Raw genomic sequence first — 22,404 nt, 5'->3', positions numbered from 1 at the left:
AAACCCCCTCGAAAACCCCTGTGAACGCCGCGGTGAAAGCCGCTGCGAAAGTCGCTGTGAGAGGAGACCGCATGGCAGCCGATCTCCGGGTCGCCCGGCCCGTTCCCCGCCCCGCTCCGGTGGACCGGTGGACCTGGCGGCACCCCGAGGGGCGGCTGCTGAGCGCCGCCGTGGGCGCCGCCGCGTTCACCACCGGCCTCGCCCTCGGCGGAGCCGTCAGCCTCCCGTTCTGGGCCGCGCTGATCGCCCCCGACCTGGCGTTCCTGCACCGCGGGAAGACGCCCCCGGCCGGGCCCGGGCATGTCTCCCCGGACACCGTCCGCCTCTACAACACGCTGCACGACCCGCGCCTGGCCGCCGGCACCGTCGCCGCGGGCGCCCTCACCGCGTCCCCCGCCCTGCTGCTCGCCGGGCTCGGCTGGACCACGCACATCGCCGTGGACCGCGCGTTCGGCTTCGGCACCCGGCGCCCCGACGGCGCCATCCACTGACTCGACGGACGGGAAGCCATGGACCACCTCGAAGAGCTGACGGAATTCGCCCGGCTGCACGCCCGCGGCCAGGGCATGAGCCCGGACCGCGCGAGCGCGGTCCTCGACCGGATCGGCAACGACACCTGCGGCGACCCGGCCTCCTGGGCCGCCGTGTGGACCGCGGCCGGCAAGGTCGCCGAGGCCCGCGGCGACCTGCTGGACGCCTGCCGCCACTACGCCCTCGCCCGCTTCCCCTACGCCGCCGACGGCGACCGGGTCCTCGCCCAGCACCTGTGCGTGGAGTCATTCGACCGCTGGCGCCAGGAGCGGCAGGGCATCGAGCGACTCGAGTTCCGCACCCCGGACGGCACGTTCGCCGCGTGGGCGAGCGGCCTGGACGGGCGCCGCCCGCGGCCGCTGCTGATCGTCATGGGCGGCATCGTCAGCGTCAAGGAGCAGTGGGCGCCGCTGCTGCCGCTGCTGCGCAAGCTGGGCTTCGCCGTGGTCGTCACCGAGCTGCCCGGCGTCGGCGAGAACACCCTGCGCTACTCCCCCGACTCCTGGCGCATGCTGACGTACCTGCTCGACAGCCTCGCGCACCGCGCCCGCGTCACCGAGACCTCGCTGCTCGCGCTCAGCTTCAGCGGCCACATGGCGCTGCGGGCGGCCGCCGAGGACCGCAGGATCGGCCGGATCCTCACCGTGGGCGCGCCCGTCACGGACTTCTTCACCGACTCCGACTGGTGGCCGCGCGTCCCCCGGATCACCGTGGACACGCTGCGCCGCCTGACCCGCACCGACGACGAGGCAGAACTGCGCACCGTGCTGGGCGAGTTCGCCCTCACCCCGCAGCAGCTGCGCCGGGTCCGGGTGCCGGTGCGGTACGTGGTCTCCAGCCGCGACGAGATCATCCCGGCCCGCGACCAGGCGCTGCTGCGCCGCGACCTCGCGGACGTCCGCTTCAAGGAGTTCGACGACGTCCACGGCTCCCCCGCCCACCTGGGCGCCATGCGGCGCTGGCTGTTCGGCTCGCTGCTGCGGCTGCGGCTGCGCGGCGCCCCCGCCGAGGAGCTCACCGTTCCCGCCGCCACCCGCACGTCTCCCGCACCGCTCGACGAGAGGCCTCGCCATGACTGACGCCACACCGTCCGCGCGCCGTCCCGCCTCGGTCCGCCCCTGGCAGTCCCTGGCCTCGCTCGGGGTGACCGAGAGCGATCTGACCACCGTCCACCACCGGCCGGTGGTGCCGGCCCGGCTGCCCGGCGAGCGTCCGGGCGAACGGCACCACCGCCGCGGCCCCGAGGGAGCCTGACACCCATGACCTCGCCCACCGGCGGCTCACAGATCCGGATGCGTTTCCGCACCGTGCACGGCTATCGACGCGCCTTCCGGATGGCGGGCAAGGGCCGGGCGATCCTGCTGATCCATGGCATCGGCGACTCCTCCGACACCTGGCGCGACGTCATGCCGGGCCTGGCCCGCAACTACCGCGTCATCGCACCCGACCTGCTCGGCCACGGAGCCTCCGACAAGCCGCGCGCCGACTACTCCCTGGCGGCGTACGCGAACGGCATGCGGGACCTGCTCGGCGTCATCGGCGTCGAGCGGGTCACGCTGGTCGGGCACTCGCTGGGCGGCGCCGTCGCCATGCAGTTCGCGTACCAGTTCCCCGAGCGCTGCGAGCGGCTCGTGCTCGTCGGCACCGGGGGCATCAGCCGCCAGGTCACACCACTGCTGCGGGCGGCGACCCTGCCCGGCGCCGAACTGCTCATGATGGCGCTGCGGATGCCGACCATGCGCACCCAGATCGGGCTCGCCGTCAAGGCGCTGCAGTTCCTCGACACGAACCTGGGGGTCGACGCGCCGGACCTGCTGCGGGTGGTGGACGCGCTGCCGGACGGCACCTCGCGCAACGCGTTCATCCGCACGCTGCGCGCGGTGGTCGACTGGCGCGGCCAGGTCGGCACCATGCTGGACCGCTGCTATCTGGCCCAGGGCATGCCGACGATGCTGGTGTGGGGCGGCCGGGACCAGGTGGTGCCGGCCGCGCACGCGGGGCTCGGCCACGTGGCGATGCCGGGCAGCCGCCTGGAGATCTTCGAGGACGCCGGGCACTTCCCGTTCCGCACCGACCCGCAGCGCTTCGAGACGGTCCTGCGGGACTTCATCGCGACCACCGAGCCGGCCCAGTACAGCGCGGAGCAGTGGCGGCGGATGCTGCGCACCCGCAAGGCGTCCGCCCGCACCACGTCGACCTCGCGCACGGACCCGATCTCCCACTCCGCCTGACCGGCACCCCCGGTCGTCCGTCGCGCACCAGCGCCGAGGCCCTTCCCGATGTCGGGAAGGGCCTCGGCGCGTTCGGGGTGCGGGGGCCGGTCAGTTGGGCTCTTTCACGGGCTCGCCCTGCACGACCGGGTGGTCCTGCGGGAGCGGCCCGGCGGCCGACGCGCCGCCGGAGACTCCGGCCAGGGCGAAGACCTCCGTGTCGGCGCTGCCGTACCCGGCCCACTCGTCCGGCACCGCGTCCTCGTAGAAGATGGCCTCGACCGGGCAGACGGGCTCGCAGGCGCCGCAGTCCACACACTCGTCGGGGTTGATGTACATCTTGCGCGGGCCCTCGTAGATGCAGTCGACGGGGCACTCGTCGACGCAGGCCTTGTCCTTGAGGTCCACGCAGGGCTGGGCGATGACGTAGGTCATGAGGAACGCTCCACGGTCCAGGTGTCGGTGCCGGCGAGAAGGGCGCCGAGTTCGCCCTTGCCGTTCTGGGTGACGGCGTCGTCGAGCTGGTCGGCCATCTGTATGTCGTAGACGGCCCGTTCGACGTCACGGAAGACGCCGATGGACGTGTGGTGCAGGGTGTCGGGGTCGGCGAGCCGGGACAGGGCGAACGCGAAGGTCGGCGAGGCCGTGTGGGCGTCGTGGACGAGGACCTCGGACCGGTTGGCTTCGGAGACGTCGACGACCTTCAGGTCGCCGGTGGCCTGGTCGCGCACGACGCCCTTGGCCCCGTCGGCCCCGAAGGTGATCGGCTGCCCGTGCTCCAGCCGGATCACGCTCTCCTGCGCCCGCTGCTTGTCCTTGAGGACGTCGAAGGCACCGTCGTTGAAGATGTTGCAGTTCTGGTAGATCTCCACCAGCGCGGTCCCCGGGTGCGCGGCCGCGGCCCGCAGTACGGACGTGAGGTGCTTGCGGTCGGAGTCGACGGAGCGTGCGACGAAGGAGGCGTTGGCCCCGATGGCGAGGGACACGGGGTTGAAGGGCGCGTCGAGCGACCCCATCGGCGTCGACTTCGTGACCTTCCCGATCTCCGAGGTCGGCGAGTACTGGCCCTTGGTGAGTCCGTAGATCCGGTTGTTGAAGAGGAGGATCTTGAGGTTGACGTTGCGGCGCAGGGCGTGGATGAGGTGGTTGCCGCCGATGGAGAGGGCGTCGCCGTCGCCGGTGACGACCCAGACGCTGAGGTCACGCCGTGAGGAGGCGAGGCCGGTGGCGATGGCGGGGGCGCGGCCGTGGATGGAGTGCATGCCGTACGTGTTCATGTAGTACGGGAAGCGGGAGGAGCAGCCGATGCCGGAGACGAAGACGATGTTCTCCTTGGCGAGGCCGAGTTCGGGCATGAAGCCCTGGACGGCCGCGAGGATCGCGTAGTCACCGCATCCCGGGCACCAGCGCACCTCCTGGTCGGACTTGAAGTCCTTGGGCAGGAGCGGGAGTTCAACGGGCATGGAGCACTTCCTCCAGTACGTGGGCGAGCTGCTCGGCCTTGAACGGCATGCCGTTGACCTGGTTGTAGCTGTGGGCGTCGACGAGGTACTTCGCCCGGACGAGGGTGGCGAGCTGTCCCAGGTTCATCTCCGGGATCACCACCTTGTCGTAGCGCTTCAGCACCTCGCCGAGGTTGGCGGGGAAGGGGTTGAGGTGGCGCAGGTGGGCCTGGGCGATGGTGTCGCCGGCGGTGCGCAGGCGGCGGACGGCGGCGGTGATGGGGCCGTAGGTGGAGCCCCAGCCGAGGACGAGGGTGTCGGCGTCGCCGGTGGGGTCGTCGACCTGGAGGTCGGGTACCTGGATTCCGTCGATCTTGGCCTGGCGGGTGCGGACCATGAGGTCGTGGTTGGCCGGGTCGTAGGAGATGTTGCCGGTGCCGTCCTGCTTCTCGATGCCGCCGATGCGGTGTTCGAGGCCGGGGGTGCCGGGGATCGCCCAGGGGCGGGCGAGGGTCTGGGGGTCGCGCTTGTAGGGCCAGAAGACCTCGGTGCCGTCGTCCAGGGTGTGGTTGGGGCCCTGGGCGAACCGGGTGCGCAGGTCGGGGAGTTCGTCGACCTCGGGGATCCGCCAGGGTTCGGAGCCGTTGGCGAGGTAGCCGTCGGACAGGAGGAAGACGGGGGTGCGGTAGGTGACCGCGATCCGGGCCGCTTCCAGGGCCGCGTCGAAGCAGTCGGCGGGTGTGCGGGGCGCGACGATCGGTACGGGTGCTTCGCCGTTGCGGCCGTACATGGCCTGGAGGAGGTCGGCCTGTTCGGTCTTGGTGGGCAGGCCGGTGGAGGGGCCGCCGCGCTGGATGTCGACGACGATCAGGGGCAGTTCGAGCGACACGGCCAGGCCGATGGTCTCGGACTTCAGTGCCACGCCGGGGCCGGAGGTGGTGGTGACGGCGAGGCTGCCGCCGAAGGCCGCGCCGAGCGCGGCGCCGATACCGGCGATCTCGTCCTCGGCCTGGAAGGTGCGCACGCCGAAGTTCTTGTGCCTGGACAGCTCGTGCAGGATGTCCGAGGCCGGCGTGATCGGGTACGAGCCCAGGAACAGGGGGAGTTCGGACCTACGGGACGCCGCCACGAGCCCGTAGGCCAGCGCGAGGTTCCCGGAGATGTTGCGGTAGGTGCCCTGCGGGAAGGCCTTCGCCGCGGGCGCCACCTCGTAGGAGACCGCGAAGCCCTCCGTCGTCTCACCGAAGTTCCAGCCCGCCTTGAACGCGGCCAGGTTGGCCGCGGCGATGTGCGGCTTCTTCGCGAACTTGGCCTTGAGGAACTTCTCCGTGCCCTCGGTGGGCCGGTGGTACATCCACGACAGCAGGCCCAGCGCGAACATGTTCTTGCTGCGCTCGGCCTCCTTGCGCGAGAGGTCGAACTCCTTCAGGGCCTCCACCGTGAGCGTCGTGAGCGGCACCGGATGCACGTGATACGCGCCCAGCGAACCGTCCTCCAGCGGACTGACGTCGTAACCGACCTTCGCCATCGCCCGCTTGGTGAACTCGTCCGTGTTCACGATGAGTTCCGCACCCCGCGGCACATCGGCGATGTTCGCCTTCAGCGCGGCCGGGTTCATCGCCACCAGAACGTTCGGCGCGTCGCCCGGCGTCAGGATGTCGTGGTCCGCGAAATGCAGCTGGAACGACGAAACGCCCGGCAGCGTGCCTGCGGGCGCCCTGATCTCCGCCGGGAAGTTCGGCAGAGTCGAAAGATCATTGCCGAACGACGCCGTCTCCGATGTGAAACGGTCGCCCGTGAGCTGCATGCCGTCGCCCGAGTCGCCCGCGAACCGGATGACCACCCGGTCCAGACGCCGCACGTCCTTGCGGTGGATCTCTTTGCTTTCCACTGACAGAACGGCCACCGGCCGCCCCCTTCCCGTAGACGCCTCGGACGCCGCAGTCGCAGCCGGTCCGGCTGCGCCGCACGGTAGGAGCCGGGGCTTGTGACCGGCCAAAGCCGCCCTCGCGGGGGCCATGAATTCCTCATGTCCCGGGCATGAACGCCTGCCTGGCGGCGTCGATCACGCCCGGCGGATACTCGGCCGACGCGCGGCGGACGCGCTGCCGTCCACACTCGGGGAGGAGTGCCGCCATGACCCCAAGCAGCCCCATGGGCGGACAGCCGGTCCATCTGTGGTCGCTGAGCGAGGACGTCGCCGTGCGGGCGTCCGCCGACACGGTGGTGCTCACCGGGCGGTTCGGCTCCGAGAAGCTCGACGACCCGAGCCCGGTCGTGCGCGAGGTGCTGCGCCGCATGGAGCTCGGCCCGATCCTGCCGGCCAACGTCGCGGCGGACTACGCCGACGGCGACGGGGTGTGCCTGCTGCTCCTGCCGACGCTGAGCCGGCTCTCGCACATGACGGTGCGCACCCTGTCCGTGGACGACCTCAAGGGGCCGCTGCTGTCGGTCTCGCCCGAGTCCCGGCAGGCCACCTTCGACCCCGAGGAGCTGTCCGGGGACGATCTGCTGCGGCTGCCGCGCGACGTGCGGCTGACGCTGGGCGACGCCGGGATCTCGCTGGCCTCGCCCGCGTCCCTGCACCGGGTGGTGCTGCACCGCCCGGAGGCGGTGTGGGTGGTGGCGATGCTCGCGTGGCCGGTGACCCCGGGCGCCGCGACGGAGGCCCTGCCGCTGCACCCGGACGTCACGGACGGCATCCTGCGCTATCTCGCGGCGGCCGGGATGGCCCAGCCGGTGGCCGGTCACCCGCGCCGTTTCGGCGCGCGCTAGAGACCGCCCTCACCGGCTCACAGCAGCCAGCCGGACTCCCGGGCGATGCGGATGGCGTCGACCCGGTTGCGGGCGTTGAGCTTGCTGACGATCGCCGTGAGGTAGTTGCGCACGGTTCCCGTCGTGAGGTGCAGCCGGGTGGCGATCTCGGGTGCCTCGAAGCCCTCGGCGGCCAGCTTGAGCACCTCGTTCTCCCGCTCCGTGAGCGGGTTCTCCGTGCCGCCCCAGGCGTCGAGCGCCAGCTGCGGGTCGATGGCGCGCTGGCCGGCCGCGACCCGGCGCACCGCCTCGGCGAGCTGCTTCGGCGGCGCGTCCTTGAGGAGGTAGCCGGAGACCTGCGCCGACAGGGCGCGGCGCAGGGTGCCGGGGCGGCCGAGGCTGGTGAGGACGAGGGCGCGGCAGCCCGGCACGCTCTCACGCAACCGCTCGGCGGCGCTGAGGCCGTCCAGGCCGGGGAGGTCGATGTCGATGATGGCGACGTCGGGCCGGTGCTCGATGGCGGCGGGGACGATCTCGTCGCCGCGTTCGAGTTCCACGACGACCTCGAGATCGGTTTCGAGATTCAACAAAGCGACCAGAGCGCCGCGGACCATGTTCATGTCCTCGGCCAGCAGAATCCGAATCATGGTTCCCCCGTAACCCGTTCGAATATTGACCGAATCCTATCAATCGGACGCCGTTATCCGGCTGGCCGAACCCGGCCGCAGGATCAACTTTTCCCCAAGAAAAGGGGGTTGGACGACTTCGCTGTGCGCGGGCACTTCGGCCACGAGCCGGAAGGTCGTCCCCTTGGTGCCCTTGACGCAGCCGGCGTCCACCCGGCCGCCGATGGCCCGGACCCTGATCCCGAGGTTCGCGAGGCCGCTGCCGCTGTCGGGCGAGGGGTCCCGGTACCCGCTGTCCACCCCGTCGTTGGCGACCGTCAGGCGGACCGTTTCGCCCAGGTGCTCGGCATCGATGGTGCAGTGGCCGGCCTTGCTGTGCCGGAGCAGATTGGTCATGGCCTCGCGGAGCACCGCGGCGAGGACGGCGTCGGAGCGGGCCCCGAAGGGCCGCAGCTCGACCTTCACGTCGAGTTCGATGTCGGCGGCGGACAGCACGGACCGGGCCGAACTGATCTCCTGTTCCAGGGACATGTCCTGAAAGCCGCGGGCGACCCGTCGCACATCGGCCAGCGAGTCGCGGGCGACGCGCAGCACGTCCTGGATCTCGTCCATGGCGCGCTGCGGGTGGCCCGGTATCAGCCGGTGCACCAGCTCGGCCTTGAGCGTGATCGTGGACAGGCCGAAGCCGAGCAGGTCGTGCAGGTCACGGGCGAAGCGCAGCCGCTCCTCGGTGACGGCCATGTGCGCCAGTTCGCCGCGGGCGGCGTGCACTTCGCCGACCAGCTCGCTGAGCCGGGAGAGCCCGTACGTGACCAGGCCGGTGAGCAGCGTGGACTGGCACAGGTACACGGTGACGAGGACCGAGCGGTGCTCGATCAGGGAGGGCACGACGAGGCTGACGCCGACGACGGCGTACAGGCTCCAGCCGACCCGGGGCGGCAGCAGGAGCAGCAGCGAGCCGGCGAGGAATCCCGCCATGGCGCCCCACTCGGCGCGGAAGATCAGCAGCGGCAGATAGGTGAGAGCGGCCTGCACGCCCAGGGTGAGCAGGCGGCGGCGCAGGGGTGCCCGGTTGGCTCCGGGCTCGGAGTGACGCAGTTGCAGCGCGAGGACGACGACGAGCGAGGCGATGGCCACCGCCGTGTGCCGCGTCGGCATCGGGGTGTCGAGGATGTTGAGCAGGATGACGACGGAGTAACTGATCAGCGCCATCACGAGAATGGTGCGCGCGACCCGTGGTGCGAGCAGGTCGCGGCTCCTCTTGGGCGGGGAGGGTCTCGCACCCTCCCCGTCCTCGTCGCCCGCGCGGTCGAACCGGTTCTTGTTCTGCATCGTCCGTGGCCTCTTCTCGCCATGTCCAACCCCACCGTGTGGGGATGATATGTGAAGGCCGGGACAACCAGGAGTGGGCCGAAGATCAACTCAAAAGTCTCTTGTCCACGCGGAGTTGAGACCGGGATGCTCCCGTCGAATCAGCTCCTCAGACGAAGAGCGGCACCGGGTTGAGCTGCTCGTACGTGACGGGCTCGGCGCGCCTGCCGAGCTGCACGGGTACGTCGAAGAGCCGCCCGGGAGCGAACCTGGCCCAGAAGTGCCTCATGCCGGGGACCAGAACCTTCACTACCGGAATCTCCAGATCCGGCCTCGTCTGGTCCAGGACGAGCAGTTCCATGCCCCGCTGCCGCACGAGCGCGGTGATCGCCTCGACGTCCTCGAGCAGATCGGCCCGCGGCGCGTACGGCCAGTCGGCGGGCGTGCGGGGCCGCCGGTCCGGGTCCGGGACCAGGTAGGGCCGGTGCGCGGCCTTCGCCGTGTACCACCAGTGCAGCGGCTCCGGGTCGGTGACCGCGTACCCGGTGCCGTCGGGGCGGGCGTCGTACACGGCCGGCAGCAGCTGCCCCAGTTCGCTCAGGGCCCGGCGCAGCGCCACCCGGGGGTCGAAGTGCGCCCCGAAGCCGAACACGATGTCCTCGGCGGGCTTGTCGGTGCGCCGGGACAGCGCCGCGAACACCGGTATCCCCAGGTCCGAGGTGAGGTCGAGCACCCACAGCTCGCGGTGCGTCCGGGCGCAGACCGAGCGGATCCGTTCGGCGTAGGGCTCGTCGAACGCGTCGATGTCGACGCCCGGCTGGCGGGTGCGGTTGTACCACCACAGGGCGACCGCGTCCCGCTCGACGACCTCGAAGAACCCCTGGATCAGGGCGTCCTCGCGGCTGCTGCCCGCCGCGTTGCCGTTGGAGTCGGCGTACAGGCCGTCCGCGGAGGCGGCGCCACGGGTGAAGTAGAGCATCGACGTCGGCAGCAGGCGCCGCCGGCCGTGGGTGAGCGACCACACCGGGGTCCACTCGGTGGGGCGGTCCGCGTCGAAGGGCTCGGGCACGTACTGGAAGCTGGAGTGCCGCTCGTTCCACAGCTCCCGCTCGCGGAACTGCCGCTCGTCGTAGAGCTGGCAGGCGTACGGGTGCACGGCCTCGGCACCGAGTCCGCGGTAGCTGTCGACGATCACGGGCTCGTCGCCGTGGCGGGTGCCGCTGTAGCGCTCGACGGCCTCGCACAGCGCGCCGACCCGCGCCTCCGTCTCGGTGATGCCCTTGCCGCCGCTCAGGGCGCGCAGCCCGGTGCGCAGCCCGGCCAGGGTGTGCGCGCCCATGGCCAGATTGGGCCCGGACACGAAGGAGTTGAGGCCGGCCGGGGTGTGCGGCGCGGGCCGGATCTCCTTGACGATGCCGGTGACGGGGTCGATGAGGTGGCCGTGCCGGGCGAGCATCTGGTCCGGGGTCAGGGCCCGGTGTCCGCCGCCGCTGCCGCCCGCCTTGGGCCGGGAGACGGGGACGAACGGCCGCCGCACCCGCTCGGCGACGATGTCCGGGTCACCGCAGTCCCGGCACTGCGGCAGCCGGTCCACACGGTGCTCGGTGGCCCGCATGCGTAACGTGTCCCAGGTGTGCAGTCGGCCCTGGGCCGCGTCTCGGATGCCGGCCAGCCACTTGGCGGCCTCCAGGACGGCGAGGTTCACCGCGAGCGAGCGGCCCGCGGCGAGCGAGGCGGCGGGGCGGGGCAGCGGGCCCCGGATCCCGAGGGCCCGCCGTACGGGCCGTTCGGCGGCCCGGTGCCCGGCGAGGCGGACCCGCAGGCAGTGCCAGCAGGGCCCCTCGTCCGGCTGGAAGAACGGGCCGATCCAGGGTTCGGCGCCGCACCCCCTGACCGGCAGCCAGGCGCGGCCCGCGGCCCGGTGCGCCCGGTCGATCTCGCCGAGGCTCGGGGCGAGATAGTCGTCGCACACGACGAGCGTGAGGGCGGCCCCCTCGGGGTCGCCGGCCAGGCCGATCCCGTTGGCGGCGCAGGCCGCGCGCACCGCGTCGGGGTCGGCGCCGCCGACGGTCTCGACCCAGAGCGCGCCCGCGGCGAGCCGTGCGGCGGTGGCCGCCCCGTCCAGCCCGGCGAGGTCCCAGTAGGCCTCCGCGGAGCGCGTCGGGTCGCCCGGGAGTCCGGGTGACCCGACGCGCGGGTGGAGGCGGAGCAGGCCGGCGGCCGTGAGCTCTTCGAGCGAGCTCAGGACGGAATCGGGGTCGAGCGTGCGGCCGGCCTCGCGCAGGATGCCGGCCACGTCCCGGGTTCCGTCGAGCAGCGGCACCAGGCATTCGGCGTGCTCACCGCGCAGGGCGGTGACGCCTTGGCGCGACACCAGATACGCGGCCTCGCCCGGGATGACGACGGGGTGCAGGTGGAGTTTGAACCCCACCGCGTTCCCCGTGTCTCTCGCGGGCTCGGCCCGGTCCCCCCCAGGGACGGTCATGCCGTGAGCTGTCCGAACGCGGCGGCGGCGCGGCCGTCGGTCTCGGCGACGACGCAGATCGTCACCAGCGCCATGCCCTGGTCGTTGCCGTCCAGGTTCTCGATCACCAGCCGCGGCCGGGCGCCGGTCGCGGAGGAGTTTTCAACGGGCTCGAAACGGTGCTGCATGACACTCGCCATGATCAAGGTGCCCCTTCGTGCCGTGCCGGATAATCTCTGTCGGCAGACATCCTGTGGGCGCCCGGGTCCCGGAAACAGTGGCACTCTCACGGTCCCCACATGAAGTTCTCACGCCCCCAACAGCCCTCTCCTGCCCAGCCGTTCACAGGTGGCGAGCAGCTCGTCCCGGTCCTTCTCGGTGAGCGGCCTGTACGTGGCCTCGCCGGGCGGCCGCCACCACAGTTCGCCGCCGCTCCAGAAGCCCTCGCGGCGCAGTTCGCCCCGGCGGACCTTGTTGGTGGCGGTCACCGGCATCCGCTCCACGACGCGGACGAAGCGGGGGGCCATCTTGGTGCCGAGGTCGCCCTGGGCGAGCAGGAACTCGCCGAAGGCCAGGGGGTCGAAGGCGGCGCCGTCGCGGAGCGCCACGGTGGCCATCACCTGGTCGCCGGTGACCGGGTCGGGGACGCCGTAGACGGCGACGGCCGCGGCGTCGGACCAGCGGGCCAGGATGTTCTCGATCATGGCGGGGGCGAGGTTCTCGCTGTCGACGCGGATCTTGTCGTCGTCGCGTCCGGCGAAATAGAGGAAGCCGTCGGCGTCCCGGTAGAAGAGGTCCCCGGTCCAGTACCAGCCGTTCTCGCGCACCCGCTCCGCGTTCGCCCGGTCGTTGCGCCAGTAGCCCTCGAACGGCGAGCGCCCGCGGTTGACCAGCTCGCCGATCGCCTGCGTCCCGTTGACGAGCCGGCCGCCCGCGTCGAACACGGCGGGCGGGCACTCCGCCCTGGTCTCAGGGTCGAGCACCACGAGGTCGTCGCCCGGGGACGCCTTGCCGATGGCGCCGGGCGGGGTGTCGGGCGTACGGGACACGGAGGCGCCGCCCTCGGAGGAGCCGTAGCCCTCGACGAGCCGCACCCCGAAGCGCTCCTCGAAGCGGGCCGCGTCCACCGCCCCGGCCTCGGTGCCGAAGCCGACCCGGAGCGGGTTGTCCCGGTCGTCGGGGCGTTCCTCGGTGGCCAGGAGGTACTGCACGGCCCGGCCGACGTAGGTGAAGTAGGTGGCGCCGAAGCGGCGTACGTCGTCCAGGAAGCCGGAGGCGGAGAAGCGGCGGGTCAGCGCGACGCCCGCTCCGGCGGCCATGGCGGGGGCCCAGTCGGCGATGACCGCGTTGCCGTGGAAGAGGGGCATGCAGATGTAGTGCACGTCGTCGCGGCGCACCCCGAAGTGGCCGACGAGGGAGCGGCCCGCGGCGGCGAGCCGGCCCTGGGAGCAGATGGCGGCCTTGGGGGCGCCGGTCGACCCGGAGGTGAAGTAGAGCAGCATCCGCGCGTCCGGCCCGACCCGGCGGGCGGCGACGGGCTCGGCGCCCCGGTACGGGACGAGCATCTCCTCGTAGGCGCCGGTGTCGGTGACCAGGACGCGGACGCCGGGCAGTTTCAGGCCGTCGAGCAGCGGCAGCCGGGAGCGGTCGGTGACCAGGACCCGGCAGTCGGTGTGGGTGATGTCGCGGGCGAGTTCGGCGCCGCGCCGGGTGGGGTTGATGCCGGCGACGGCCGCTCCGGCGAGGGCGGCGGCGCCGAGCCACTGCGGGAACTCGGGGGTGTTGTCGAGCAGCACGCCGACGTGCGGCTCGGCGCCCCGGGGCAGCAGGTCGGCCAGGAGCGCGGCGCGGGCCGCGGCGCCCGCGGCCACCTGGTGATGGCTGAGCACCTGGTCCTCGTAGGCGAGGCCGGGCCGGTGGTCCTCCCACCGTTCCTGGACGAGTTCCGCGAAGGTGTTCCTCAGGGATCCCATGCGGGCGAACGGTAATTGACGCTACGTCAGATGTGGAGAGGTCCGACGTCCCGGACCGGAGGGCCGCCGACCGTTTCTCACCGGTACCGAACCGTCACCAGTACTCGATGGTCACGTCGAGCAGGATCACGGCCCCGACACCGAACACCCCGAGCCCGAAGACCAGGCCGACCAGGTCCTTGCCGGGGCTCGGCTCGGACGCGGTGGCCCGCTCCGGCTCCCCGGCGGCGTAGTGGACGAGCGTGCTGTCGCCCGCGACCCGGCTCGCGGGCCCGCCCGTCTCCTTGAAACGGACGGCCCGGCCGGCCTGGTCGGTGAAGTCGTACTCGTGCCACTGGATACGCCTGGCCACACCGTTGACCATCTGCACCCGCTGGTACGCGTCGACCACCCGCGCCTGCGCGGTGAGCCCGCTCCCCCACGCCGCGCGCCGCTCCCGCACCCGCCGCACGAGGGCCCAGCCGGCCCAGACCGCCAGGGCGATGAGCAGCGGGAAGAGTACGTGGAACACAAAGCCGTCCATGACCGCGGGCCCCCGGTTCAGCAGTGTCAGAAGTCGTCAGTGGGCAGATCGGCCACGAAGAATACGCAGAAGCCGATCACCACGGCCATGAAGAGCAGCACCCCCAGCGTCTGCGCGGCCAGCCGCACGGGCCGGGGCGGGTGCGCGGTCGCCTGCTCGGGGTGGCTGTCGCGGTAGTGGACGATCACCACGTCGCCCTCGACGGTCGTCGCCGGGCCGCCCTCCTCCTCGATGCGGAGGGTGCGTCCGTCCCGGGTCGTGAACTCGTAGACGTGGTGCTGGGTGGTGGTCGTGCGGGTGTCGCCGTCCATGTGCGGGTCGACCGTCGTGTACGCGCGCAGGCAGCGTGCCTCGGCCGTGCGTCCGCCCCGCCAGGCGGCGCCGATCCGGAACGTGCCGCGCACCTCGGTGGCTGCGGCGAACAGCGCGACAAAGGCGATGAACGCCGGCACCGCGTAGAACATCACGTGCATGAGCTCCCCCGAACTCCCCTGCCGCGCACGGTTCCTGTGCACGGCGCCGTGCACAGGAACCTACCCGCGCCGGAGCGCGGGGCGCCTCAGGGCAGGCCCAGAAGCCCGCCGTTCGGAACCTGCCGTCAGAACGTGACGTCCGAGCAGGCGTAGAACGCGTTGGCCGTGTCGGCGATCGTCCAGACCGCGAGGATCACGTGGTGACCCGACTTGCCGGACGGCAGGACGCCCGAGTGGGAGAGCGTCGCCGGGGGCTGGCCGCTGTAGGGGACGGTGAGGAACGGGGTGGTGTTCAGGGCCGCACGGGTGAGCGGCTTGCTGTCGTCCCACCCGTCCTTGGTGACGTAGTAGCGGAAGTCCGTGGTGGAGTGCCGCGCCGTGAACTGCCAGCGGAACGTGTAGCTCTGACCGCCCGTCACCTTGGTGGTGGGCCAGGCCTGGCCATTGGGCTGCTTCGGGCCGTTGAGGGCGGCGAACTCGCCGTGGTTCGCCGAGCAGATCTGGCCGTCGGCGGGGCCCGCGGCCGGGAAGCCCTTGGGGCCCTCGACGCTCTGCGGTTCCCACTGGATGTTGCCGCAGCCGGTGACGGTGCCGTTGGCGCAGAGTTTCTGCCGACTGATGGGGAGGTCCGTGTAGCCGTGGCCGCTGGCGCCGCCGGCCGAGAGCGCGAAGGCTCCGGCGGTGGTCAGGCCGAGCAGGGCCGCGTAGATCTTCTTTCGCATGCTGCCGCTCCTGGGGGGTGTGGGGAGTTCCGGTAGCCGTGCACAGCGGTCGTTCGATGCTTGGATCGTCCAGGTCTAGACCAACGCCCAATGTAGGGGCGGTAGTTGAACATGTCCATACCAATCGAAGAGCTGCCCATGACTGCCGGAACCCCCTCCTCCAGGGCCCGGCGCCCTCCCTACTCCCCCCGTCCCGTGTAGAACGCGACGGTCAGGTCCTTCACCAGCGCCTTGCGCTCGTAGTCGTCCAGCTCGACCAGACCGCGCGTCGTCAGCCGCGTCACTGTGTCCTCCACCGAGTCCACGACCGAGGACAGCACCGAGTCCCGGTGCTTGGCGTCCAGCGCCGCGACCCGGCGGCGACGCATCGCCGCGGCCACCTCGGGGGCGTACTCGATCCGGGTCGGCTGCGCCGAGAAGACCTCGATGCCGACCGGCGCGGCGTCCGTCGCCAGCCGGCGCGTGAGCAGGTCGCCGACGGCTTCGGCGTTGCGCAGCGTGGGCGCGTCCTCGTGGAAGGCGTCGGCGGGCAGCTGCGACAGCACGCGCGCCAGGCCCGCCTCCACGCACTCGCGCAGGTACTCCTCGTGGTCCTCGACGCCGAGGGCCGCCTTCGCCGTGTCCCTGATCCGCCAGACGACGAGGCAGACGACGCGCAGCGCCGTGCCGTTCGCGTCGACCACCGGCATCGGCTCACTGCGCCAGTGCCGCAGCCGTACGTCGATCCGGCGCCGCAGCAGCAACGGGTTGACCCACATCAGGCCCGTCCGGCGCACGCTGCCCCGGTACCGGCCGCACAGACTGAGCACCCAGGCGCGCCCGGCCCGCCCGCGCGCGAGCCCGCCGAAGCCGAACAGGGCGAGCGCCCCGGACCCGGCCACCGCCGCCCACTGCACCGGGCCGAGCCCGACGCCCTCGTACCCGGGCAGCCCGGCGACCTCCGTCATGATCCGCGGCAGCGCCCCCGCCCAGCCGAGCGACACCGCGGTCCCGGCCGCGCCCAGCGCCCCGCCGAACACCCCGAGCGCGCCGGGCAGCGTCCGGCCCGCCCGCTCGGCGAGCTCCGGGTCGACGACCGGCACCGGCCGCACCGGTGTGCGCAGATGCGGCCGCACCGGCGAGGGCCGCCCGCCCCCGGTCCCGCTCCCCACCACGGCGGACCGCACCGCCACGGGCTCGGCCTCCGGATCGGGGTCGTCCCGGAACAACAGGTGTACGGGGATCTCGGTGGTCGCCTCGTTGTGGATCACCCGGGTCCCCCGGGCGTCACCGGGGGCCTCACGGGGAGCCCCCCGCCGGGAGCCCCTGCCCGGTTCCCCCGCCGCCCCGCGCGGCGCCCGCGCGCCCGGGTCGTCGTCCGCGATCGGCGCCGGGTGGCCCAGCGCCCTCTCCGGCTGTTCCGCGGTCGTACTCATCCTCGCCTCCGCACTGACTCGCCTCCGCACTGAGTTGCCGCCGCCGCCCGTCCGCGCCGCCTTGTCCGCACCGGGCCGCTCACGAGAACAGCCGCCGCCAGGTCTCGGGACCCGGGTAGCCGTCGGCTTCCCTGCCGCTCCAGCCCTGGGCCCGCTGGAACGCCTCGACGGCCCGCCGGTCGGCCTCGCCCCAGCGCGGGCCCGGACCCTGCGTGTAGTACTTGCCGAATCCTTTCTTCACGAGCTGCCGGCCCATCCGCGTCACCGCGTCGCTGCTCGCGCCCGGCCGGAACGCGGACGCCCCCGGGTACGCCGGCACCCGGTCCGCCTCCGGTCCGCCCGCGCCGTCGGCCGGGATGTCCTTGCCCTTGCCGGTGACCAGGTACGACCAGGTCGTCGGGCCCGGGATGCCGTCCGCGTCGGCGCCGGTCCAGCCCTGCGCCTTCTGGAACGCCTGCGTCGCCTTGCGGTCGGCCTCGCCCCAGCGCGGGCCCGGACCCTCGGTGTAGAACCGCTTGCCGCCGCGCTCCACGAGCAGCCGCCCGAGCTGGGTGACGTACGCGTTGTTCGCCCCCGGCCCGAAGGCCTGGGCGCCCGGGAACTTCGTCGTCGAGGCCGAGCCCGAGGTGCTGCCCGCCTTGACGCCCTTGTAGCGGTAGGCGACGTAGCGGCTGGAGTAGGACCAGTACTTGTACGGGGTCGCCTGCCGGCGGGTGGCGGGGCGGGTCTGCTCGTACGCCATGTAGTAGCTGCGCGTGTAGTCCGTCCAGCCGCCGAAGATGACGACGTGCGAGCCCTTTTCCGGGTCGTCCGGGTTGTGGAAGAGCAGGATGTCGCCGGGCTGCAGGTCCGCCTTGGAGATCTTGGTGCCGTAGCGGGCGAGGCTGCCCGTCCACTCGTTGCCGGGCAGGTCCCAGGCCATGGAGACGAAGCCCGAGCAGTCCTGCCGGTACCCGTCCTTCCAGTACCGGTTCATGTCGTACGGGACCCTGGAGGCGACCCAGGTCTTGGCGCGGTTGATGATCGCGGCCCGGGTCGTGGCGCGGACGGCGCCCGGGGCGAGCTCCACGCTCGACGCGGCGGAGCCGGGGGCTCCGTGCAGCGGGCTCGTGCCGCCCTGCGGGGTCGACACGGTGCCCTCACCGGGCGGGGCCGGGTCGCCCGGTCTCACCTCGTGGTGGTCGGCACGCTGGGCGCTGGCCGGGGCGGCCTGCAGTCCGCCGATGACGGTGCCGGCGGTGGCGGCGACGACCAGGGCGTGGCGGGCGCCGATGCCGGTGGGCGCCGGGGGCGAGGCCGCGAGGCGGCCCTGGACGCAGCCGGCGCAGTCGCAGTCGCCCGCCGGGGTCACGTCCTCGAACGCCGGGGTCGCCATGCGCTCCGTGTCCTGAATGCCGTCCATGCGATTCCCCTCACTGATGTGCCTCGTGTTCGCACGCAGGAAGCGTCTCAACTGTCTGCACATATCGCATGTTGACGGTGCAAAAGATGGAAATCATCACAATTCGCCCACCCATCGGCGCGTCGCACACCCCCGATGGTCATGCCCACCCCCGGGCATCGGGTAGAGTTACGCAGGTCAGCAGGCGCCGCTAGCTCAGTTGGTTAGAGCAGCTGACTCTTAATCAGCGGGTCCGGGGTTCGAGTCCCTGGCGGCGCACCGACACCGAAAGCCCTCCGTGAAAACGGGGGGCTTTCGTCGTGTTCGGGTCAGGCCGTTCTCGTACATGCGAGCTGGACCCCTTCGCCCTTGCGATCATGACGTCGGGCCCAGCACCCTGTCCTGGAGCTATCGGCTCCCATGAGGCTTGCGGGGCGGGACAGTTGCGGGGCGGGGACGGGGGTCCCGTTCATGAAGCGATGTCGAGGGGGGCATCATGCAACCGGAAGGTCGTCGTTCCAGTCTTAGTACGGGTGGGACGGTGGCCTGCCACTGACACACCCGGGAGCGGTCAAGGGGGACCGGACCCGGGTGAGAACCGACAACCACGCGGTGACTCGCGTGCGGGGGGATGACTCATCATGACGTCGACGCCGACGGGCGCCCGCGAGGGCTTCGACCCGTCCGAGACGACCCAGCTGCGGGTGCCACCGCACCGCACCGGCGGCTTCCGGCGCATCAAGAAATCGCTGCCGCGGTACGACTACGAGCACTACAGCCGGCTCGCCGGGCCCCTCACCCAGCCCGACCCGAACAAGCCGTACACGGTGCAGTACCGCTCCCTGCTCAGCCAGGAGCCGCACCGCATCCGCGCCGCGCTCATGCTGGGCGCGGCCCCGCTGCTCTCGCTCGTCCTGCTGTTCTGGCTGCTCCAGCCCGAGCACTGGACCGAGCGCGACTACGTGGAGTACGACTTCCTGCCGGCCCTCGACATCGTCATGCTCGTCTCGATCGGCCTGATCGAGTTCTTCCGCTGCATGAACGTGCTGTCGAACGCGCACGCCACCCTCGTCGCCCGCGACCCGATCCCGGTGGTCCCGGAGACGGGCACCAGGGTCGCCTTCCTGACCTCGTTCGTGCCCGGCAAGGAGCCGATCGAGATGGTGACGAAGACCCTGGAGGCGGCGGTCAAGCTGCGCCACCGGGGCCTGCTGCACGTGTGGCTGCTCGACGAGGGCGACGACCCGGAGGTCAAGGAGGTCTGCGCCCGGCTCGGCGTGCACCACTTCTCCCGCAAGGGCGTCGCGAAGTGGAACCAGGCGAAGGGCCCGCACCGCGCCAAGACCAAGCACGGCAACTACAACGCCTGGCTGGACGCGCACGGCGACGCCTACGACTACTTCGCCTCGGTCGACACCGACCACGTGCCGCTGCCGAACTACCTGGAGCGGATGCTCGGCTTCTTCCGCGACCCGAACGTCGGCTTCGTGATCGGCCCGCAGGTCTACGGCAACTACGACAACTTCGTCACCAAGGCCGCCGAGTCCCAGCAGTTCCTGTTCCACGCGCTGATCCAGCGCGCGGGCAACCGCTACGGCGCCCCCATGTTCGTCGGCACGTCGAACGCGGTGCGGATCTCGGCCCTGAAGCAGATCGGCGGCCTGTACGACTCGATCACCGAGGACATGGCGACGGGCTTCGAGATCCACCGCGCCAAGAACCCGGCGACCGGGAAGAAGTGGCGCTCCGTGTACACCCCGGACGTGCTCGCCGTCGGTGAGGGCCCGAGCGCCTGGACGGACTTCTTCACCCAGCAGATGCGCTGGTCGCGCGGTACGTACGAGACGATCCTCAAGCAGTACTGGAAGGGCTGGTACTCGCTCCCGCCGAGCAAGCTCTTCAACTACACGATGATGATCATCTTCTACCCGATGTCGGCCATGAACTGGATCCTCGCGGCGCTCAGCTGCGCCCTGTTCCTGGGCCTCGGCGCCTCGGGCGTGAACATCGACCCGACGATCTGGCTGATGCTGTACGGCAACGCGTCGGCGCTGCAGATCGGTCTCTACATCTGGAACCGCCGGCACAACGTGTCGCCGCACGAGCCCGAGGGCTCCGGCGGCGTGGCCGGCATGGTGATGTCGGCCCTCTCGGCCCCGCTGTACGCGAAGGCGCTGTTCGACTCGCTGCTGCGCCGCAAGAGCAAGTTCGTGGTCACGCCCAAGGGCGACTCCGCCAGCCCCGACCGCTGGTTCGGCACCTTCCGGTACCACTGGTACTTCATCCTGATCTTCGCCGGTTCGATGACCGCCGGATTCGTCCTCGGTCACGCCCACCCGGCGATGATCACCTGGGCCTGCTTCGCCCTGCTGATCACGGCCACGCCGATGTTCGCCTGGCGGTACATGCTGCGCCAGGACCGGAAGAAGCCGAAGCCGCCCGCGCCGGAGACGGCGCCGCCTCAGCAGCAGGCCGTGCCGCCGCAGGCGACCGGCCCCCGGCACGCCGCGGGCCCGCACGGGGCCCCGCAGCAGAAGCCCACCTGGGCCGCCGGCGGGGGCAACGACGAGACCATGCAGATCTCCCTGGGGGGACGTAACAAGTGAAAGACGGTGCGAGCCGCCGCCGGGCCCGACGCATAGCCATCGGCTCGGTGGTGGTACTGGCGCTGGCCGGGATGAACGGGCCCTGGCTGTATCGCTTCGGGTCGGCCAAGTACCACGAGTACAAGATCAACAGACCGGAGTACAAGGCCGACAACGGCAAGTGGGACGTCGTCCAGTTCCCGCAGGACATGCGCCTCAACACGATCCACGCGGCGCTGCTCCACACCGGCAAGATCCTGCTGGTGGCCGGTTCGGGCAACAACCAGAAGAACTTCGACGCGAAGAAGTTCGACACCCGGCTCTACGACCCGGTGAAGGGCTCGATCAAGAAGATCCCGACGCCGAGCGACCTGTTCTGCACGGGCCACACCCAGCTGGCGAACGGCAATCTGCTGATCGCGGGCGGCACCAAGCGCTACGAGAAGCTGCGCGGTGACGTCACCAAGGCCGGCGGCCTGATGATCGTGCACAACGAGGACCCGGACGCGCCGAAGACGATCAAGGCCGGCACCCGCTTCACCGGCAAGGAGAACGGCAAGACCTTCGTCGCCAAGGACAACATCACGATCGAGCGCGCGAAGAAGGTCTTCGACCCGGCGACCGGCAAGTTCGTCCGCAACGACCCGGGGCTGGGCCGCGTCTACGTCGAGGCCCAGCGCTCCGGCACCAAGTACGAGACCGGCACCCAGGACAACTACCGGGTGCAGGGCCTGACCGGCGCCGACGCGCGCAACGTGTACGGCATCGCGCAGAAGCTCGCCCTGGACAAGAAGGACTTCCAGGGGATCCGCGACTCCTACGAGTTCGACCCGGTCGCCGAGAAGTACATCAAGGTCGACCCGATGAACGAGGCGCGCTGGTACCCCACGCTGACCACGCTCTCGGACGGCAAGGTCCTCTCCGTGTCCGGCCTCGACGAGATCGGGCAGCTGGTGCCCGGCAAGAACGAGGTCTACGACCCGAAGACCAAGAAGTGGACCTACCTCAAGAAGCAGCGCCAGTTCCCGACGTACCCGGCGCTGTTCCAGATGGCGAACGGGAAGATCTTCTACTCGGGCGCCAACGCGGGCTACGGCCCGGACAACGTGGGCCGCAAGCCCGGCATCTGGGATCTGCGGACCAACACGTTCCGGAAGATCCCCGGCCTGTCCGACGCGAACCTGATGGAGACGGCCGGCACGGTCGAGCTGCCGCCCGCGCAGGACCAGCGGTACATGGTGGTCGGCGGCGGTGGCGTCGGCGAGTCCAAGCTGTCCAGCAACAAGACGCGGATCGTCGACCTCAAGGACGCGAACCCGAAGTTCACGGACGGCCCGACGCTGGAGAAGGGCACCCGCTACCCGCAGTCCTCGATCCTGCCGGACGACTCGATCCTCGTCTCCGGCGGCTCGGAGGACTACCGCGGCCGCGGTGACTCCAACATCCTCCAGGCCCGGCTCTACGACACGAAGTCCAACACCTTCCGCAGCGTCGCCGACCCGCTGGTCGGCCGCAACTACCACTCGGGCTCGATCCTGCTGCCCGACGGCCGGGTGCTGTTCTTCGGCTCGGACTCGCTGTACGCGGACAAGGCCAACACGAAGCCCGGCGTGTTCGAGCAGCGCATCGAGATCTACACGCCGCCGTACCTGTACCGGGACTCGCGGCCCACCCTGGAGGGCGGTCAGAAGACGATCGCGCGGGGCGGCTCGGCCACGTACCAGACCAGCCACGCGTCGTCGATCAAGACGGCCCGGCTGATCCGGCCCAGCGCCTCCACGCACGTCACCGACGTGGACCAGACGTCCATCGCGCTGGACCTGAAGAAGACGGCGGACTCGGTGACGGTGACCGTCCCGGAGAACCGGTCGCTGGTCGAGTCGGGCTGGTACATGCTGTTCGTCACCGACGACCGGGGCACCCCGAGCAAGGCCCAGTGGGTGCACGTGCCGTAGGGCACTGGGAGCAGGACAAGAAGAAGGAGGGGTACGGGA

Annotated in this window: 20 protein-coding genes and 1 tRNA gene; 8 read left to right on the top strand and 13 right to left on the bottom strand. The window is 71.3% G+C overall.

What is annotated here, in order from left to right; genetic code table 11:
- Window positions 1–71 precede the first annotated feature (71 nt).
- The 4 genes from IAG42_RS22340 to IAG42_RS22325 are packed head-to-tail and all read left to right on the top strand — an operon-like array spanning window position 72 to window position 2,762.
- Window positions 72–491 (top strand): DUF4260 family protein, encoded by a 420-nt coding sequence (locus IAG42_RS22340; protein WP_188338732.1) that lies wholly within the window; start codon window positions 72–74, stop codon window positions 489–491.
- Window positions 492–509: 18 nt separating this feature from the next.
- Window positions 510–1,610, top strand: a complete 1,101-nt coding sequence (locus tag IAG42_RS22335) for an alpha/beta hydrolase (protein WP_188338731.1) — start codon at window positions 510–512, stop codon at window positions 1,608–1,610.
- Entirely contained in the window at window positions 1,603–1,785 is a 183-nt protein-coding gene (locus IAG42_RS22330) for a hypothetical protein (RefSeq protein ID WP_188338730.1), read from the top strand. Before IAG42_RS22335 ends, IAG42_RS22330 begins: the two co-directional genes overlap by 8 nt.
- Before the next feature lie 5 nt (window positions 1,786–1,790).
- Entirely contained in the window at window positions 1,791–2,762 is a 972-nt protein-coding gene (locus IAG42_RS22325) for an alpha/beta fold hydrolase (RefSeq protein WP_188338729.1), read from the top strand.
- A gap of 90 nt (window positions 2,763–2,852) precedes the next feature.
- On the opposite strand, the gene fdxA is transcribed toward IAG42_RS22325, so the two are convergent.
- Genes fdxA through IAG42_RS22310 form a run of 3 tightly spaced genes read right to left on the bottom strand, consistent with a single transcriptional unit; the run spans window position 2,853 to window position 6,080 of the window.
- Window positions 2,853–3,176: a ferredoxin gene (fdxA, locus tag IAG42_RS22320; protein ID WP_188338728.1), complete on the bottom strand. Its 324-nt coding sequence runs from the start codon at window positions 3,174–3,176 to the stop codon at window positions 2,853–2,855.
- The gene (locus tag IAG42_RS22315; RefSeq protein ID WP_188338727.1) at window positions 3,173–4,204 is read right to left on the bottom strand and encodes a 2-oxoacid:ferredoxin oxidoreductase subunit beta; all 1,032 of its coding nucleotides are present in this window, start codon (window positions 4,202–4,204) and stop codon (window positions 3,173–3,175) included. Before IAG42_RS22315 ends, fdxA begins: the two co-directional genes overlap by 4 nt.
- Window positions 4,194–6,080: a 2-oxoacid:acceptor oxidoreductase subunit alpha gene (locus tag IAG42_RS22310; protein ID WP_188341545.1), complete on the bottom strand. Its 1,887-nt coding sequence runs from the start codon at window positions 6,078–6,080 to the stop codon at window positions 4,194–4,196. The genes IAG42_RS22315 and IAG42_RS22310 overlap by 11 nt, the downstream gene beginning before the upstream one ends.
- A 239-nt stretch (window positions 6,081–6,319) precedes the next feature.
- Between IAG42_RS22310 and IAG42_RS22305 the strand changes: the two genes are divergently transcribed.
- Window positions 6,320–6,958 carry an NADH oxidase gene (locus IAG42_RS22305; protein WP_188338726.1) on the top strand — a complete coding sequence of 213 codons (639 nt, stop codon included), beginning with the start codon at window positions 6,320–6,322 and terminating at the stop codon, window positions 6,956–6,958.
- A gap of 17 nt (window positions 6,959–6,975) precedes the next feature.
- Here the strand turns inward: IAG42_RS22305 and IAG42_RS22300 are convergent, their stop codons facing one another.
- The 10 genes from IAG42_RS22300 to IAG42_RS22255 form a co-directional block, all read right to left on the bottom strand.
- Window positions 6,976–7,584 carry a response regulator transcription factor gene (locus tag IAG42_RS22300; protein WP_188338725.1) on the bottom strand — a complete coding sequence of 203 codons (609 nt, stop codon included), beginning with the start codon at window positions 7,582–7,584 and terminating at the stop codon, window positions 6,976–6,978.
- Window positions 7,585–7,623: 39 nt separating this feature from the next.
- The gene (locus tag IAG42_RS22295) at window positions 7,624–8,895 is read right to left on the bottom strand and encodes a sensor histidine kinase (protein ID WP_188338724.1); all 1,272 of its coding nucleotides are present in this window, start codon (window positions 8,893–8,895) and stop codon (window positions 7,624–7,626) included.
- 148 nt (window positions 8,896–9,043) lie between these two features.
- Window positions 9,044–11,359, bottom strand: a complete 2,316-nt coding sequence (locus IAG42_RS22290; protein WP_188338723.1) for a TOMM precursor leader peptide-binding protein — start codon at window positions 11,357–11,359, stop codon at window positions 9,044–9,046.
- The gene (locus IAG42_RS22285) at window positions 11,356–11,538 is read right to left on the bottom strand and encodes a hypothetical protein (protein ID WP_188338722.1); all 183 of its coding nucleotides are present in this window, start codon (window positions 11,536–11,538) and stop codon (window positions 11,356–11,358) included. The genes IAG42_RS22290 and IAG42_RS22285 overlap by 4 nt, the downstream gene beginning before the upstream one ends.
- A 108-nt stretch (window positions 11,539–11,646) precedes the next feature.
- Window positions 11,647–13,311, bottom strand: a complete 1,665-nt coding sequence (locus IAG42_RS22280) for a long-chain-fatty-acid--CoA ligase (RefSeq protein ID WP_188338721.1) — start codon at window positions 13,309–13,311, stop codon at window positions 11,647–11,649.
- A 94-nt stretch (window positions 13,312–13,405) separates the two neighbouring features.
- The gene (locus tag IAG42_RS22275) at window positions 13,406–13,834 is read right to left on the bottom strand and encodes a hypothetical protein (protein WP_188338720.1); all 429 of its coding nucleotides are present in this window, start codon (window positions 13,832–13,834) and stop codon (window positions 13,406–13,408) included.
- Window positions 13,835–13,860: 26 nt separating this feature from the next.
- Window positions 13,861–14,307 carry a DUF3592 domain-containing protein gene (locus IAG42_RS22270; RefSeq protein WP_188338719.1) on the bottom strand — a complete coding sequence of 149 codons (447 nt, stop codon included), beginning with the start codon at window positions 14,305–14,307 and terminating at the stop codon, window positions 13,861–13,863.
- Between the two features lie 125 nt (window positions 14,308–14,432).
- Entirely contained in the window at window positions 14,433–15,029 is a 597-nt protein-coding gene (locus IAG42_RS22265; protein WP_188338718.1) for a lytic polysaccharide monooxygenase auxiliary activity family 9 protein, read from the bottom strand.
- Between the two features lie 179 nt (window positions 15,030–15,208).
- Window positions 15,209–16,444 carry an SPFH domain-containing protein gene (locus tag IAG42_RS22260; protein WP_188338717.1) on the bottom strand — a complete coding sequence of 412 codons (1,236 nt, stop codon included), beginning with the start codon at window positions 16,442–16,444 and terminating at the stop codon, window positions 15,209–15,211.
- A 79-nt stretch (window positions 16,445–16,523) separates the two neighbouring features.
- Window positions 16,524–17,819 carry a peptidoglycan-binding protein gene (locus IAG42_RS22255; RefSeq protein ID WP_188341544.1) on the bottom strand — a complete coding sequence of 432 codons (1,296 nt, stop codon included), beginning with the start codon at window positions 17,817–17,819 and terminating at the stop codon, window positions 16,524–16,526.
- 211 nt (window positions 17,820–18,030) lie between these two features.
- On the opposite strand from IAG42_RS22255, the gene IAG42_RS22250 reads away from it, so the two are divergent.
- The 3 genes from IAG42_RS22250 (at window position 18,031) to IAG42_RS22240 (ending at window position 22,365) form a co-directional block, all read left to right on the top strand.
- Window positions 18,031–18,104 (top strand) — tRNA-Lys (locus IAG42_RS22250).
- Between the two features lie 362 nt (window positions 18,105–18,466).
- Window positions 18,467–20,431 (top strand): glycosyltransferase family 2 protein, encoded by a 1,965-nt coding sequence (locus tag IAG42_RS22245; RefSeq protein ID WP_188338716.1) that lies wholly within the window; start codon window positions 18,467–18,469, stop codon window positions 20,429–20,431.
- Window positions 20,428–22,365, top strand: coding sequence for a radical copper oxidase GlxA (locus tag IAG42_RS22240; protein WP_188338715.1), 1,938 nt, complete (start codon window positions 20,428–20,430; stop codon window positions 22,363–22,365). Before IAG42_RS22245 ends, IAG42_RS22240 begins: the two co-directional genes overlap by 4 nt.
- The last annotated feature ends 39 nt before the right edge of the window (window positions 22,366–22,404 follow it).

This window comes from Streptomyces xanthii (assembly GCF_014621695.1).
GTDB lineage: Bacteria > Actinomycetota > Actinomycetes > Streptomycetales > Streptomycetaceae > Streptomyces > Streptomyces xanthii.
This window is presented reverse-complemented; position numbering and strand designations above follow the sequence as displayed.